Here is a 14173-nt window from a genome sequence, read left to right as displayed (position 1 = left end):
ATTTTTTAAAATAATTAAAATAAAAACAAAATAAACAATGCATTTTTTATATTAAATATTTAGCATTATTAGTTAACTGACAAATTTTTTGTATCGATTTTTATCTTCCAAGTCTTGCGTGAGCGCGTGCCAAATGTCCGGCGGCCTGAGCCGCCACGAGGGAAAGCTCGCCGGCCAAAACCGCCGCCGCAACAATTTCCGAAAGCGCGAGCGCATTTTCTCCCGGGATATTTCCGGCGCCGGCAACGCCGAGAAGTTTTAGACATTCCTGCTGTGTCGCAACCGATGTTCCGCCGCCGACGGTTCCGACTTCAACGGCCGGCAACGTGACCGAACAAATCAGTCCGCCATCGTCTGAAAAGTCCATTTCTGTCACACAAAGGCTTCCCTCCACGACATGCGCAGGATCTTGGCCGCAGGCCAAAAAAAGAGCCGCAACAATGTTTGCGGCATGCGCGTTAAATCCAAGAGAGCCGGCCCGCATGGATCCGAGGAAGTTTTTTCGATAATTGACATCAAACATCGCTTCCGGCGTGCATTTTAATGTTTCCTGAATCAAGGATTTGGAGAGACAAACTTCAGCAACGACGGTTTTTCCGCGGCCGAGAATTGCGTTAATGGCGGACGGTTTTTTGTCGGTACACATGTTTCCGGACAGAGAAACGCATTCGACGCCGGTTTCATCGGCAATCATTTGTGTGATCGCTTCGGATGCGATCGTAATCATGTTCATACCCATCGCGTCTTTGGTATCAAAACCAAGCCGTAGATGAACGTTATTACCGCTGACAAACGGGCTGATGTCTAAGAATTCGCCAAATCTGGTTGTTGCGTCCGCTGTCTTTTTTATTTTGTCAAACGTTTCGGGAAGCATGACCCAGTCATAAAACTTCTTTGTTTCCAAAAGGCTGTTAAATTTAAAAACGGGCGCGCGCGTCATCATGTTTTTAAAGACCCGAACGGTTGCGCCGCCGGATTTTGTGATAATGGAACAACCGCGGTTGACACTGGCCACAAGCGCGCCTTCTGTAGTTGCCAGCGGTAAATAATATTTTCCGGCGGCATATTCACCATGGATGATGATTTCGCCGGCCACGCCCAGTGGAAGTTGAATGGCGCCAATCATGTTTTCAACATTTTTTTTGCCGACTTGACCGGAATCAAACGTGTACGTAGAAATATGGTCGAGCGACACATTTTTTTCGGATTCCAAAAAGGCGCGCCGAAGTTTTGCGGAATCATCTTTGCCCAAAAACTCTTCGATTTTACGCAGAGAGATTTCACCCGAAACCATCTTGCAAAGAAGTTCTTGCTCTTCTTTTGTCAGCTTTTCTGTTGTCGACATTTTTATTCAATCCTTCGTAAATTATTGATTGTAATGATTTTAATGATTTCAATGAGTTCAATGATTGTAATTATTGATAATTATGATGAAAAATATCTAAATTCATAAAAAGGTAATGGATAAGAAAGAATTCGTCCGTAAAAATTCCTACGCTTCGCTTCGGAATTTTTCAAAAGGCGGGGGGACAACTTGCCGCCGGAATCCGCTTGCTCGAATAACTCCCACCGGTTACAAAAAATAAGAAATAATAGCGATATGATTTTTCCCAACAAGGCAGCGGCAAAATGAAAAAATGCCTGACTGCAACTTTTTGAATAAAAGTAAAAAAACGGGGAATGAGCTTTTATTAAAAAGTCAAAAAAAAATTCACGAAAAATCAAAAGAAGAAGAGTGAGACGAAAAAACAAAAACAAAAAAACAAAAAATAAAACAAAGCCGGCAAAAGCCGGCGATGTTTATTTTTAAAATGAATCAGGCATTTTTGGATTTCTTGGCATCTTTTTTAATTTTACTCAACGCGTAATAGTAGCCGAAGAACCACCCGATAATCAAAGCGCCGATCGCTCCCTGAAGACAGAAGAGCAAGCTTTCGGTTTCACCGCCGGGCGGCTCCCAAAGAGGCTCTGCAATCGGTTCATAATCCGGATTGATTTCATTAATGTAGTCTTCCGCTTGGCCGTCCGCGCCGCCAAATTCCGAATCGGAAATGAAGGTTTGGTAGACGAAAAAGATCGCAAACGCCAAAAGGACAAGAATTAAAAGATATTCGAGTTTGAATTTCATTGTTGATTCCTCCCTTCTCCTCAGACCGCATCGGGTGCTGTCATTTTATTCAACTGCTCTTCAGAAACGGTGCCGGTTTTAACCAAGAAATCACCTTTTACTTTGGCGATGTATTTGATGGCAACCGCGATAATTAATCCTTCAATGACGGCCAGCGGGATTTGAGTGATTGCGAAAATGCCGAGGAAGGCAACAAATTGCTGAAGAATCGAACTGATTCCGCCATCAAATCCGAAAGCGAGCGCCAATTGAAGGGAGGTCAAAACGTAGGTGGCCAAATCGGCGACAAATGCCGCGATGAACACATTAACGTAGACATTCATCTTGGTTTTTTGCAGGAATTTGTAACAGCCGTAGGCCAAAAGCGGGCCGAAAAATCCCATCGAGAAACAGTTGGCGCCAAGCGTTGTTAAGCCGCCGTGTGCCAGCAAAAGTGCCTGGAAAAGAAGAACGATGGCGGACAAAACGGCTGTGATAAACGGTCCGAAAACTATCGATGAAAGTCCCGTTCCGGTTGGATGGGAAGAGGATCCCGTGACGGACGGAAGTTTTAAACTGGACAATACGAAAATAAATGCGCCGGAGACGGCCAAAAGCGGCAAAACTTCGCGGTTGGACCGGACCAATTTGTTGAGCTGATAAATACCAACGCCCAAAACAATAAAGGTTAAAATCCACCAAAAAGCCGCCCATTCAACGGGAAGATATCCTTCCATGATGTGCATGTTTTTCTGACTCCTGTATTTTTGAAATAAATGTATTTGTATTCATAAAATTCTAACGAAAGCCATAATGAAAACTCAAAACAACAAACATTTGTAAATCATTTGACAAATTATTGACAACCATTTTGACAAATTATTGACAACCATTTTGACAAATTATTGACAACCATTTTGACAAATTTTTGACAATCATTTGATAAATTATTGACAAATGAATTGAGTATTGACAAATTTTTGACAAAAAATTTTGACAAACAGACATTTTTTTGTTTACAAAAACAATATTATTGGATTTCATTTGGATTGGGTTTTATCGGGACAAATCAGACTTATCAGACTTATCAGACTTATCAGACTTATCAGACTTATCAGACTTATCAGACTTATCAGACTTATCAAATAAATCCGATGGATTGAGCCCGATCAGATTTTAGTTCACCAGACATCTTTTTTCATTTAAAGTTCATTTTTTTGATTTTTTCAACATTAAATCGAAATTAAAAACCATGTCAAGGAACATACAATGTAATATAAAACCAATTCAATTGTTTTTCAACATGTGAGAGTGAATAGGCTTCTCTTTCCATATAAAGACCTTAGATTTGAATAACATTTGTTACCATTTTAGGCAATATATGTATTATTTGAAAAAATAAAAACAGATTGCTCAACAGTTAAAAAATAAAATATTCAGGCAAACTCAAAAAAATGAAGAAAATCAAATTTTTCCAAAGGAAAAGATATAAAATAAAACAGAGTGATTTAGAAGTTTACTTTTCAAACGTGAAAGGGAAATCAAATTAAATCAAATTTAAATGATAAAACGACGGTAAAATGATAAAGTCGGTAGATTATGCAAATGATGACACGTTCACCGGATGAACCATAATATTTATTCATAAAAACATCCTTCATTTGTGCTACTCAACTGCAGCTCAACTTTTATTATTCATTGTCAATCAAATTCAAATCATTCAAATTCAAATCATTCAAATTCAAATCATTCAAATTCAAGATTGATTCATTCAATTCATATATTTCAGAATCATAAAAAACATTGGTGAAAATCAAATGCGTGAACTTATCGGCGTCAGCGGCGGACCTACCAAACCGGAGATCGTTGCCGTTTCTCTTTTCAAGCTGGATATCCGGGATGGAGATGTTTTTGCAGATGTCGGCTGCGGAACCGGTTAGATCTCCATTGAGGCTACCCGCCTTGCGGACAATTTAAAAATATACGCGATGGACGCCCGTTTGGCTGCGACCGATGTAGCCACTCAAAATTTTAAAAATTTCGGCATTTGCGCCGAGGTGATTTTGGGTGAGTCCGCCGACGTTTTAAGCGGCCTGGACAGAGTCGACTGCGCGTTTGTCGGAGGAACCAAAAACATTACCGCCGTTTTGGATATGTTGGTCAAAAAGGGTGCCCGATCGATTGTCGTAAACGCCGTCCGGATTGAAACCGTTGTCCGGGTAATTGAACATATGAAAAAACTCGGCATTTATGACGAAACGGTGCATATTATCGCTTCCAAAAGCGAAGAACTGACCGGGGAAACCATGTTTAAGCCGGAAAATCCGGTCTACATCATGTCCGCCAAAAGAAAAGAAAAACAGTAATACACCAACATAAAACAACAGCATAAAACAACAGCATAGATATCGTTTACCCGTTATCATTTTAATTTAAATTTATCAACTCCTCTCATCATTAATTTGTTTTTATCATTTGTTCCTATCATGTTTTTATCATTTTACCGAATAATTCTGAAAATTCTAAATCTAAATATCGTGGAGAATAAAAATGTTATATGGTGTCGGATTGGGTCCGGGTGACCCGGAATTGCTCACGGTGAAAGCGGTCAACATTTTAAAAGAAAGCGTGAAAGTTTTCGTTCCGGGAGAAATGGCAGCGGATTTGGTCCGCCCGTACGTGACAGAGGAACCCGAAATTTTGGAGTTTCCGATGATTTACGACAAGGAAAAACTCAATGAAATCTGGACAAAAAATGCTCAACAGGTTGCGGAATATGCCAAAAAGGGAACCGTCGCCTTTTGCCTCATCGGAGATCCGAACTTTTTTTCCACCTTTACGCATCTGAAAAAAGTGATGGCGGAAGTTGCGCCGGATGTGAAGACGGCAACCGTCCCTGGAATCAGTTCCATCACGTCTTGCGTTTCTCAAATGGGTGTCGCCGTCGAATCTTCTTTTGAGGTTCACGATGGGTCCGACATTGGATACATGATTCACTTAAAAGCCCGAAAACCCCGGGAAATCATGAATAAATTCAAAAAACAAGGTTATGAGGACTTTATTTTTGCGGAACGCCTTTTCTCGGACCGGGAAATTATTATCAAAGAACAAGACAAAATCCCGGAAGAAGGAAACTATTTCAGCATCATGTACGCAAAAAAAATGAACCAAAACAATGGCGAGGAATGAGTTATGATAAGCCCGGAAAAGAAAAGCAAAAGTGAGAAAAACAAAAATGAGAAAAACATGCAAAATGTGATAAATACGAAAAGCCAGCCCAAAAGCCAACCGAAAAAAGACAAAAAAACAGGTTCAAAGAAAGTCAATAATGAGATTTATATTGTCGGTGCCGGTCCCGGCGACGAAAAATTAATTACCGTCAAGGGACGGGAATTGCTCAAAAAAGCTGATTTGGTCATTTATGCGGGATCGCTTGTCAACCCGAAAGTGTTGGAATACACAAAGGGAGAATGTGTTGACAGCTACGGCCTTACGCTGGATGAAACCACAAAACTCACGGTCGACGCGGTCAATGCCGGCAAACGCGTGGTTCGCCTTCACAGCGGCGACCCGGCGCTTTACGGGTCCATTGTGGAACAAACCGAAGAATTGAAAAAATACGGCATTTTTGCCAAGCGCGTCCCCGGTGTGTCATCCGTTTTTGCCGTTGCGGCAGCGCTTGAAACACAATTTACGCTCAATAACGTGTCGGATTCTTTAATCATTACACGGCCGGCGGGAACGACGCTTGAGTCCGACCAAATTGCCGAATTTTCGGAAATGGGCGTGACCATGGCAATTTTCTTGGGAACGCAAAAAATCGAAGAAATCATGAACAAAGTCCGCTGCCCGAAAACAACACCGGTTGCGGTCGTATTCCATGCGTCTTGGGAAGATGAGGAAGTCATCCGGGGAACGGTGGCCGATATCGCGAAAAAAGTCAAAGATGCCGGCATTAAACGGTCCGCCATGATCATTATCGGCGACGTCGTCGACCCGAAAAATTATGCCAAATCTTACCTGTATGGTGTCAAACAAGGACCCTTGGACTGAAAAACTGAAAAAAGAAGGGAGAACGGATTTGAATGGATTTAAAAATTGCCGTTTTGACTTTTGAGCGCAACATGGAAACTGCGAAGAAGGTTTCCGCCCACTTAAAGGGGGATGTCGTTCTTTATGAAAAAGGCATTTTTAAAGACATTTTTTCCAAATACAATGTGGTTGTCGCTTTGTTCGCGAGCGGGATTGCCGTTCGTGAAATTGCGCCGTATTTGGGCAGCAAATGGGACGATCCGGCTTTGGTTGTTTTGGATTCCGGTTTAAATTTCGCAATCCCGGTTCTCGGCGGCCATCACGGCGGGAATGAAGTGGCACGCCGCTTAGTGGAATTAGGTGCTGTTCCGGTCATCACCACCGCGACGGAAGTTCACCAAAAACCATCCGTGGAAGGAATCGCGGAAAAATTAAATTGTGTGGTGAAAAATAAAAAGTCCACAATCGCTGTCAATTGCGCTCTTTTGGATCAAGAAATGGATGTTTTGGAAATCCGCGGTCCGAAAATAATCGTCGTGGATGAAGATGTGTCCGTTTTGGTCCAACGAAAAGATGGAAACGGCGAAAAAATCGATGTTGACCGTTCGGATGAATTGGACAAAATAAATAAAGAAAAACAAATCAAGGATAAACAACCCAAGGAAAAACAACCCTGAGAAAGCCGGAGAATTTGAGATGATTATGGGAATTGGCGCCCGTCGCGGTGTTTCTGAAAAAGAGGTGATTTTCGCCGTCGAAAAATCCTTGTCGGAAAATAAAATAAATTTATCGGAGATTGAAATGCTGGCCTCGTCCACCTTAAAAAAAGATGAGGAAGGGCTTTTGTCCGCCGCTCAAACATTGGGCAAAGAAATCCGGTTTTTGCCGGACGAAATTATTAATGAAAACGAACCGGAATCAAAATCCGAAGCTTCACGCTTCGGCTTAAAAGGAGTTGCTGAGCCGGCCGCATTAGCTTTATCAAAAAATCATCAATTAGTCATGAAAAAAAAAGTCTACGGGAGAGTTACAATTGCCATTGCCAAATAAAGAACAAAACCAGCCGTCTTCGTCACCATCGCCGTCTGCTTCCAAAAAAGGAAAACTCTACATTGTCGGAATCGGTCCCGGATCGGTAGAACAGCTGACCGTCCATGCCAAAAATGTCATTCTAAACGCGGATTACATTTTGGGAAACGATACGTACTTGGATCAAATTGAGTCGCTCATCACCACTCAAAACGTGTACCGGAGCAGTATGGGCCAGGAAGTGGATCGGGCCAAAGAAGCGGTGAAAATGGCGGAAAATCATGTCGCGGTAATGGTCAGCGGCGGGGACGCCAATGTTTACGGCATGGCTGGCATTGTCATTGAGGTTGCCGAACGGAATCATTTGGATGTCGACATTGAGGTCGTTCCCGGCGTGACGGCGATGCTGGCCGGTGCCAGCGTTCTTGGAGCGCCGATTGTAACGGATGCGGCTACCATTAGTTTGAGCGACTTGCTGACACCGTGGGAAGTCATTGAAAAAAGATTGGATTTGGCATCTCAGGCGGATTTTATTATTTCACTTTACAATCCCAAAAGCCGGCAAAGAACCTCTAATTTTGAGCGGGCGATTGAAATCATCAAGCGGCACAAACCGGCACATGTCCCGGTCGGCCTGGTTAAAAACGCGCTCCGAGGGGATGAACAGGAATTTATTGTCACGACGCTTGGGGATGTTTTAAATTACAATGATTGGGTGGATATGCGAACGGCCATCATCATTTGTAACAGTGATTCCCGGATTTGGAAAAGCCCGCATGGAGACAAAATCATAACTCCAAGGGGTTATCAAAAAAAATATGAATATTAAGTGATGCTTGAAGATATTTTTTCATGTTTTTTGAAAAATATTTTTTCATATTTTTTAAAAGATAAGGAACAACATTTTAAAGTGAAAGAACATTCAGGATTTAATTCATAATAAATTCGAATAAGAAATAGATATGAATTATATTATATTTAAATTAAATTATAATAGAAGAAATGATTTAAATAATTCGGATTGAATCAGATTGAATCATTTCACTTTTTCATTTTTCGGATTTGACGGAGAAAAAGATTATGGCACCCCTGACGGATAAAAATAAAAAATATGGAACGCTGGATGAGCTTGTTTCTTTAACGATTGAGATTGATCCGGAATTTATTCAAACATGCGCAGATTTCGGAGCCAGCACGGATGAAGCCAAAACCATTTACATGAAGAGCCGGACCTATATTCAAGGTGTGGTTGGAAATAAAACGCCGGAAGACCGAATCCGTCAGCGCTGCGCTGTGGCGACAGGCGACATTTCCGTTGCGGAAATCATGGAATTCAGACATTCTCCGGTTGAGGCGGGTGTTGATGCTGTTTTAAAAGGCGCGCCGATTTTTGTGGACATTAACATGGTCAAGTCGGGAATCACCAAAATGGGGCACAACTGTGATGTGATTTGTGTTTTGGATGAGGACAAAGACGCCGAAATTGCCAAAAAATACGGAATTACCCGGACCGCGGCCGGATATTTGGCTTCTCGGGACCGTTTAAACGGCGCGATTATCGCGATTGGAAACGCGCCGTCGGCCGCGATTACCATTTGCCGCCTGATTGAAAAAGGATTGCGTCCGGCTTTAATTGTCGGAACGCCGGTTGGTTTTGTCAACGCCGCCGAATCCAAAGAAATGGTGCGTGACTTAAAAATTCCGGTGCCATCGATTACGTGCGTCGGAACCCGCGGTGGAACACCAATGGCGGTGGCTTGCGTGAATGAAATCATCGCGATTGCCAACGAATCCAAGAAAAATGAATAATCGAATTGATTTTTCAATCGATTTTTCTTTTGTTTTTCATTTCATTTTTCTTTTTTTGTTTTTTGTTTGGTTTTTTTGCAGTCCTTTTGAAAAAAAAACAAACCTGAAAAACGCAAACTTTCGGATCGATTGAATAAATACAAATATAAAATACAATATGAACATTATGATTTTTATGAAAGATCCCGTGAATGATTTTGAGATTCCCGAAGAATGGATTTTAAAGTCGCCGCTTCCAAGAGACGACCTGAGAAATTTAGTGGAGAAGGGACTGGCGGTTGTTTTAAGCGACGGCTCATATTTAAAGCGCGGGTTTACGACCGGAACCACGTCCGCCGCGGCCGCAAAAGCCGCCGTTTTATCGCTGGGGCGAGATGTTTCATCTGGAGAAATCATTTCTATTCCGACTCCGATCAGTCTTTTAGCGGAAATGGGAATTGATTTTGCCAAAGACGGAAAATCCGGCGTTCGAAAAGTCTGGAATGACCATGAATCCGACATCACACGAAATATTTTATTTTGCGCAACTGCCCGGTTTGTCGAGCCGGACGCCAAATCAAATGGAACAATTTTGGGGGCGGAAGTTGATTTTTCAAAAGCTGTTTCCAACATTATTATCACCGGCGGTCCCGGCGTTGGAATAATTGAGCGTTCCGGTTTTGAAACGCCGCCCGGTGAATATGCGATCAATCCCAAACCGAAGGCTCAAATCCGGGAAGCTGTGATGGAAGCTTTAAAGGAAATCGGCCAATACAATGCGGTCTGTGTTCAAAATTCATTATTTTTGGTTGTTTCCATTTCCATTCCGGAAGGGGTCGAGCTCAGTAAAAAAACACTCAACGACCGCATTGGAATTAAAGGCGGCATTTCCATTTTAGGAACGACCGGTTTTGTCGAGCCGTGGAATGATCATTTGGGAGAAATGAAAGATGAATTGATTCAAAAATCCAAAAAATTGGTGCTGACGACCGGACGGCAAGGAATGGGCATTTCCAGCATGTTGTTTCCGGGCTACGATATTATAATGGTTGGAAGCCGGATTTCGGAAGGAATCGACGCGGCAAAGGCGGCGGAAGAAATCGTGGTTTGCGGCCTTCCCGGATTGGTTTTGAAGTGGGGAAATCCGGCGATGATGGCGGGAAGCGAATTTGCGACGGTTGTGGAAATGATTGAGCAAGACCCGAAAAATGAACGGATCCAAAAAGCGTTTGACATGGCGGTCAAAAAAGGAAAGGGCGCCCGGATTGTCGTGATTGAGCGGGATGGGATTGTATTTTTGGACAGTAAAAATGAGTTTAATTATTTGACGAAAGAATGATTTTTTTGACAAGGATTTTTGGGGTAAAATGAAATGATTGTGGTTGGCGTCGGCGTGGGTCCGGGAATGCTTACGGAAGAAGGAATTGAGGCAATTCAAAACGCGTCCATAATTTATGGTTCCGGCCGTGCTTTGGAAATCGCGAAGAAATATATTCCGACAGGCACCCCTGTGGAAGCTTTAAAAAGTTTTAAAAATCTTCATCTACTGCCCCAAGATGCTGTCATTTTGTCAACGGGCGACCCGATGTTTTCCGGTCTTGGGAAATTCGCGACGGAGAAGGACAAAGTCATTCCGGGAATTTCTTCTTTTCAAATCGCGTGCGCTCGCCTTCATGTGAATTTGACAAACTTTTACTGCATCACCGCACACGGCCGGGAAGATGTACATTTGGCGAAAAATGAGCTGTTGGCGGAACTCAAAACCGGTAAAAACATTTTTTTGCTGCCGGATGAGAAATTTGGCGCCGCCGAGGTTGGCGCGCTTCTCCTTCATGAAAAAATGAAGGCTGATATTTATTCCTTAGAAGAGCTTGGCTATCCGGAAGAAAAAATAAAAAGAGGAAGCCCGCAAAATCCACCGGTTCCGGATTCGGATTTGTACGGACTGATGATAATTTTAAAATAAAGTATCCAAATGCTTAGGGAGCCGGTTTATGAATCTTGTTCGAAAATGTAAAAAGTGTAACAACTGGATTTACATGATTGAAAAAGAGCTGGGCGACCCGGTCAAATGTCCGCAATGCGGGGAAGAGCACCATATTTCAAAAACGTTATCGGATAAAATCGTTTTGACACGGATTTGATTTTTTTTAAATTTAGTTATATAAAATTGGCTCTTTTGTTTTTAATTTCTGTTTTTATTTATTTATTTATTTATTTATTTATTTATTTATTTATACATTTATTTATTTAGTTATTTATTTTTTTGATTTACTTTCTATTTATTTTTTATTTTTTGATTGATTTTTTCTATTTTTTTGATTTACTTTTTATTTTTTTGATTGATTTTTTTCTATTTTTTTGATTTACTTTTTATTTTTTTGATTGATTTTTCTATTTTTTTCAGAAGTACTATCTTAATAGGAACTATTTTCAATAAAATATATATAAAAATAATTATTATATCGATTGTAATAGATATATAAATAAATGAAATAATATAGATTTAATAAAACTTTTTATGAATTTAATTGACAATTCAGAGAAAAATGATGACAACAAATATAATTCGATCAACGGTTTCAACAAAATCAATTCAGAAATTGTTTCTTATTTTTGCGGCTCTTGCAATTCTTTTTGTATTAATTCCAAGCATGACGCTTGCGCAAGGCGCTATTGAAGAAGCGGATAATGCCAGCCATGCAACGTTTCTCCTTTCCGGATGGGATGGGTCTGATAACGTTCTGACTTTAAATACGGATGCGTGGGTTGGCGGAACGATTGTAATTGATAATAATATTACTCACCTGGTCATAAGAAGCAATGACCCGAGTTTTGTTTTTGAAAACACAAACATTGAAGCGTCGGCTACACGAACAGACGCGCTTTATTTAACACTTGCAGATATGCAATTGGTTGCCGGTCCCGGTAAAAACGGGGTCGATATCGCCAACAAAAACGCAAGCACGACACTGACTTTGCTCGGCAAAAACACAATCAACAAACCATGGGCAGCTGCATCTCCGGCAACATTTCTTGCCGGAATTCACGTCGGTGAGAGTACTTATTTGACCATCACCGCAAATGAGCCGGATTCTGTCGAAAACCTGAATTCGCTGAGTGTCTACGGCGGCCCGAGTTGTGCCGCAATCGGCGGAATCTCCGGATCCGGGGAGTTGGACGAAATCGGGCAAAGAGACGGTGAGTCCGGTGGAACCATCCTTATTAATGGTTTTCTTGTGCTTTCCGATGTTATCGGTGGAAACGGAATTGATGGGGGCGGCGGAAGCGGAATCGGCGGCGGCGGCGGAAAAAACAGAATACAATTGGTTGCCGGCGGAGTTGGCGGAGACGGCAAAAATATTACTATCACCGATTTTGTTGTCATTCAAAATATCACCGGTGGTAAATTCACAGACACGGAGTCTTTTGCCGGCGGCGGAAGTGGAATTGGTGGCGGCGGTGGTGGTGCCGGGAGCGGATACGGAAACGGAAATGGAACAGGCGGCGGCGGCGGAACCGGTGAAAACATTATTTTGTCCGGATTGGTAAACATTGGAAATATAACCGGCGGTGACGGACATAGAGGCGGCGGCGGAAGCTCAATTGGCGGCGGCGGCGGCGGCGGCGGACGCGGAGAAAGCGCCGGAATCGGAATCGGGGCCAACGGTGGCGACGGCAAAACAATTACGATTACGGATGATGCCATCCTTGGAAATGTGACCGGGGGAGAAGGACAAAGAGGCGGCGGCGGCAGCGGAATTGGCGGCGGCGGTGGCGGCGGCGGCGGCGGCGACAGCGGCGGTCCGGCCGGAATCGGCGGAAACGCTGAAAACATTACAATTTCAAAAAATGCCTCCGTTAAAAATATTGCCGGAAAAGTCAGCAATGGAGGCGGCGGCGGCGGAAGCGGTATTGGTGGAGGCGGTGGCGGTTTCAGTTATGGATATAATTGTGAAAGTTCCGGCGGAAATGGCGGAAATGCCGAAAACATTACAGTTTCCGACTCGGTCGTCATTGATGAAATCTTGAGCGGACTTGGAAACGGTGCGGGAAGCGGAGCCGGAATTGGCGGCGGCGGTGCCGGAACAGGCGGAACGTCGGGCGGAAACGGCGGAGCCGGATATTCTATTACGGTGTCTGGCGCTGTCATAATTAAAAATATAATTGCCAATGGCGGATCTGTTGCAAATACGGAATATGGTTATGGAAGCGGAATTGGCGGCGGAGGCGGCGGCAGCGGTAAAAATGGCGGTAATGGCGGTAATGGCGGTAATGGCGGAGAGGGCGGCAGTGCAAGCCAACCCATTTTAGTTGAAGGCGGAACTGTTCGCATCACCCCGGCCCCAAAAGACCGTTCCATTGTCCCGAATTTCTATGGAAACGCAATTGGCGGTGGAAAGGCCGGAACAGGTTCCTCCTCGGATAAAAACGGAAATCACGGAACTTCCACAATTATCATTGACGGTGGAAGTATTTACACGCCGGGAAGAAATGGCGTACAATATGATTCTTCACAAAATGATTTCCCGATTTTGCAAGGTTACGAAGACCCATCGGAAGCCGATAACAACCAAATCAAAAACAGCCTCTCCGGTAAAGTCTACAAAAATGAATGGACGGATTTTGCCGCCGGAGAAGTCGTCAAAATCAAAAACAAAGCGACCGGGACCGTCTTTACATCGGTTGCGGATGAAAACGGAAAATTGTACTTGTACGGAAATGATTTTGAAATTGTAACCGGCAATGATGATAACGACGAGAACAATGATGATGACAACGGCGGAAACAATGGCGGCGGCGGAAGCGGTGGTTTTGGTGAAGAAAACGTCAAAATCACGGACAATGGAAAACCTGTCGGAACTCAAAATGAAATCGTAACAGGAAGTCAGGAAATTCCGGTTCAGGTGTCCGGAAAAGGACTTGAGGAATCCGGAAAAGGAATTCCTCTTTGGATTTGGATTCTTTTGTTCCTGATTATTGCCGGAATTTTGTTTTGGTTCTTCTTCTTGTGGAAAAAACGAGACAAAGACGAGGAAGAGGAAGAAAATAAAAATAAAAATAATCTTAAAAACACAAACCGTAAAAACAGTATAGATAATAATTAAAAAACGAGAAAACAATTCAAAAACAATTTAAAAACAATTCAAAAACAATTCAAAAACAATTCAAAAACAATTCAAAAACAATTCAAAAACAATTCAAAAACAATTCAAA

Annotated in this window: 15 protein-coding genes; 12 read left to right on the top strand and 3 right to left on the bottom strand. The window is 42.6% G+C overall.

All coding sequences use genetic code 11. The features are described from left to right. Positions 1-100: 100 nt before the first annotated feature. The 3 genes from hmgA to MsAm2_RS03910 form a co-directional block, all read right to left on the bottom strand. Positions 101-1345 carry a hydroxymethylglutaryl-CoA reductase (NADPH) gene (gene hmgA / locus MsAm2_RS03920; protein WP_338098450.1) on the bottom strand — a complete coding sequence of 415 codons (1245 nt, stop codon included), beginning with the start codon at positions 1343-1345 and terminating at the stop codon, positions 101-103. Between the two features lie 471 nt (positions 1346-1816). Then, positions 1817-2128, bottom strand: a complete 312-nt coding sequence (locus tag MsAm2_RS03915; protein WP_338098449.1) for an energy-coupling factor ABC transporter substrate-binding protein — start codon at positions 2126-2128, stop codon at positions 1817-1819. A 20-nt stretch (positions 2129-2148) separates the two neighbouring features. Beyond that, positions 2149-2853 carry an energy-coupling factor ABC transporter permease gene (locus MsAm2_RS03910; RefSeq protein WP_338098448.1) on the bottom strand — a complete coding sequence of 235 codons (705 nt, stop codon included), beginning with the start codon at positions 2851-2853 and terminating at the stop codon, positions 2149-2151. Positions 2854-3924: 1071 nt separating this feature from the next. Here MsAm2_RS03910 and MsAm2_RS03905 point away from each other — a divergent pair. From MsAm2_RS03905 to MsAm2_RS03850, 12 genes are all read left to right on the top strand, one after another. Then, complete coding sequence (locus MsAm2_RS03905; protein WP_338098447.1) at positions 3925-4047, top strand: class I SAM-dependent methyltransferase; 123 nt, start codon at positions 3925-3927, stop codon at positions 4045-4047. Positions 4048-4095: 48 nt separating this feature from the next. Next, entirely contained in the window at positions 4096-4473 is a 378-nt protein-coding gene (locus tag MsAm2_RS03900) for a hypothetical protein (protein ID WP_338098446.1), read from the top strand. A 184-nt stretch (positions 4474-4657) separates the two neighbouring features. Then, positions 4658-5296 (top strand): cobalt-factor II C(20)-methyltransferase, encoded by a 639-nt coding sequence (locus MsAm2_RS03895; RefSeq protein WP_338098445.1) that lies wholly within the window; start codon positions 4658-4660, stop codon positions 5294-5296. A 3-nt stretch (positions 5297-5299) separates the two neighbouring features. Next, positions 5300-6160, top strand: a complete 861-nt coding sequence (locus MsAm2_RS03890; protein ID WP_338098444.1) for a cobalt-precorrin-4/precorrin-4 C(11)-methyltransferase — start codon at positions 5300-5302, stop codon at positions 6158-6160. Positions 6161-6192: 32 nt separating this feature from the next. Further along, the gene (locus tag MsAm2_RS03885; protein WP_338098443.1) at positions 6193-6816 is read left to right on the top strand and encodes a cobalamin biosynthesis protein CbiG; all 624 of its coding nucleotides are present in this window, start codon (positions 6193-6195) and stop codon (positions 6814-6816) included. 19 nt (positions 6817-6835) lie between these two features. Continuing rightward, positions 6836-7189 (top strand): cobalamin biosynthesis protein, encoded by a 354-nt coding sequence (locus MsAm2_RS03880; RefSeq protein WP_338098442.1) that lies wholly within the window; start codon positions 6836-6838, stop codon positions 7187-7189. Next, complete coding sequence (gene cobJ / locus MsAm2_RS03875; protein WP_338098507.1) at positions 7179-7997, top strand: precorrin-3B C(17)-methyltransferase; 819 nt, start codon at positions 7179-7181, stop codon at positions 7995-7997. Before MsAm2_RS03880 ends, cobJ begins: the two co-directional genes overlap by 11 nt. Before the next feature lie 251 nt (positions 7998-8248). After that, entirely contained in the window at positions 8249-8977 is a 729-nt protein-coding gene (locus tag MsAm2_RS03870; protein WP_338098441.1) for a precorrin-8X methylmutase, read from the top strand. A gap of 175 nt (positions 8978-9152) precedes the next feature. Beyond that, entirely contained in the window at positions 9153-10295 is a 1143-nt protein-coding gene (locus tag MsAm2_RS03865) for a cobalt-precorrin-5B (C(1))-methyltransferase (protein WP_338098506.1), read from the top strand. Positions 10296-10328: 33 nt separating this feature from the next. Further along, a complete protein-coding gene (locus MsAm2_RS03860; RefSeq protein WP_338098440.1) occupies positions 10329-10922 on the top strand; it encodes a cobalt-precorrin-7 (C(5))-methyltransferase in 594 nt (197 codons plus the stop codon). Between the two features lie 28 nt (positions 10923-10950). Further along, entirely contained in the window at positions 10951-11100 is a 150-nt protein-coding gene (locus tag MsAm2_RS03855) for a hypothetical protein (protein ID WP_338098439.1), read from the top strand. A gap of 459 nt (positions 11101-11559) precedes the next feature. Continuing rightward, the gene (locus tag MsAm2_RS03850) at positions 11560-14064 is read left to right on the top strand and encodes a hypothetical protein (RefSeq protein ID WP_338098438.1); all 2505 of its coding nucleotides are present in this window, start codon (positions 11560-11562) and stop codon (positions 14062-14064) included. Positions 14065-14173 lie beyond the last annotated feature (109 nt).

It is taken from the genome of Methanolapillus ohkumae (genome assembly GCF_032594355.1).
Taxonomy (GTDB): Archaea; Halobacteriota; Methanosarcinia; order Methanosarcinales; family Methanosarcinaceae; genus Methanolapillus; species Methanolapillus ohkumae.
The sequence above is the reverse complement of the archived record's forward strand: the minus strand, read 5'-3'. Positions and strand labels throughout refer to the sequence as shown.

What these genes read in the sequence shown, in the direction of transcription:
- hmgA (WP_338098450.1), bottom strand. Translation starts at nt 1,345, where the DNA reads ATGTCGACAACAGAAAAGCTGACAAAAGAAGAGCAAGAACTTCTTTGC.
- MsAm2_RS03915 (WP_338098449.1), bottom strand. Translation starts at nt 2,128, where the DNA reads ATGAAATTCAAACTCGAATATCTTTTAATTCTTGTCCTTTTGGCGTTT.
- MsAm2_RS03910 (WP_338098448.1), bottom strand. Translation starts at nt 2,853, where the DNA reads ATGCACATCATGGAAGGATATCTTCCCGTTGAATGGGCGGCTTTTTGG.
- MsAm2_RS03905 (WP_338098447.1), top strand. Translation starts at nt 3,925, where the DNA reads ATGCGTGAACTTATCGGCGTCAGCGGCGGACCTACCAAACCGGAGATC.
- MsAm2_RS03900 (WP_338098446.1), top strand. Translation starts at nt 4,096, where the DNA reads ATGGACGCCCGTTTGGCTGCGACCGATGTAGCCACTCAAAATTTTAAA.
- MsAm2_RS03895 (WP_338098445.1), top strand. Translation starts at nt 4,658, where the DNA reads ATGTTATATGGTGTCGGATTGGGTCCGGGTGACCCGGAATTGCTCACG.
- MsAm2_RS03890 (WP_338098444.1), top strand. Translation starts at nt 5,300, where the DNA reads ATGATAAGCCCGGAAAAGAAAAGCAAAAGTGAGAAAAACAAAAATGAG.
- MsAm2_RS03885 (WP_338098443.1), top strand. Translation starts at nt 6,193, where the DNA reads ATGGATTTAAAAATTGCCGTTTTGACTTTTGAGCGCAACATGGAAACT.
- MsAm2_RS03880 (WP_338098442.1), top strand. Translation starts at nt 6,836, where the DNA reads ATGATTATGGGAATTGGCGCCCGTCGCGGTGTTTCTGAAAAAGAGGTG.
- MsAm2_RS03870 (WP_338098441.1), top strand. Translation starts at nt 8,249, where the DNA reads ATGGCACCCCTGACGGATAAAAATAAAAAATATGGAACGCTGGATGAG.
- MsAm2_RS03865 (WP_338098506.1), top strand. Translation starts at nt 9,153, where the DNA reads ATGAAAGATCCCGTGAATGATTTTGAGATTCCCGAAGAATGGATTTTA.
- MsAm2_RS03860 (WP_338098440.1), top strand. Translation starts at nt 10,329, where the DNA reads ATGATTGTGGTTGGCGTCGGCGTGGGTCCGGGAATGCTTACGGAAGAA.
- MsAm2_RS03855 (WP_338098439.1), top strand. Translation starts at nt 10,951, where the DNA reads ATGAATCTTGTTCGAAAATGTAAAAAGTGTAACAACTGGATTTACATG.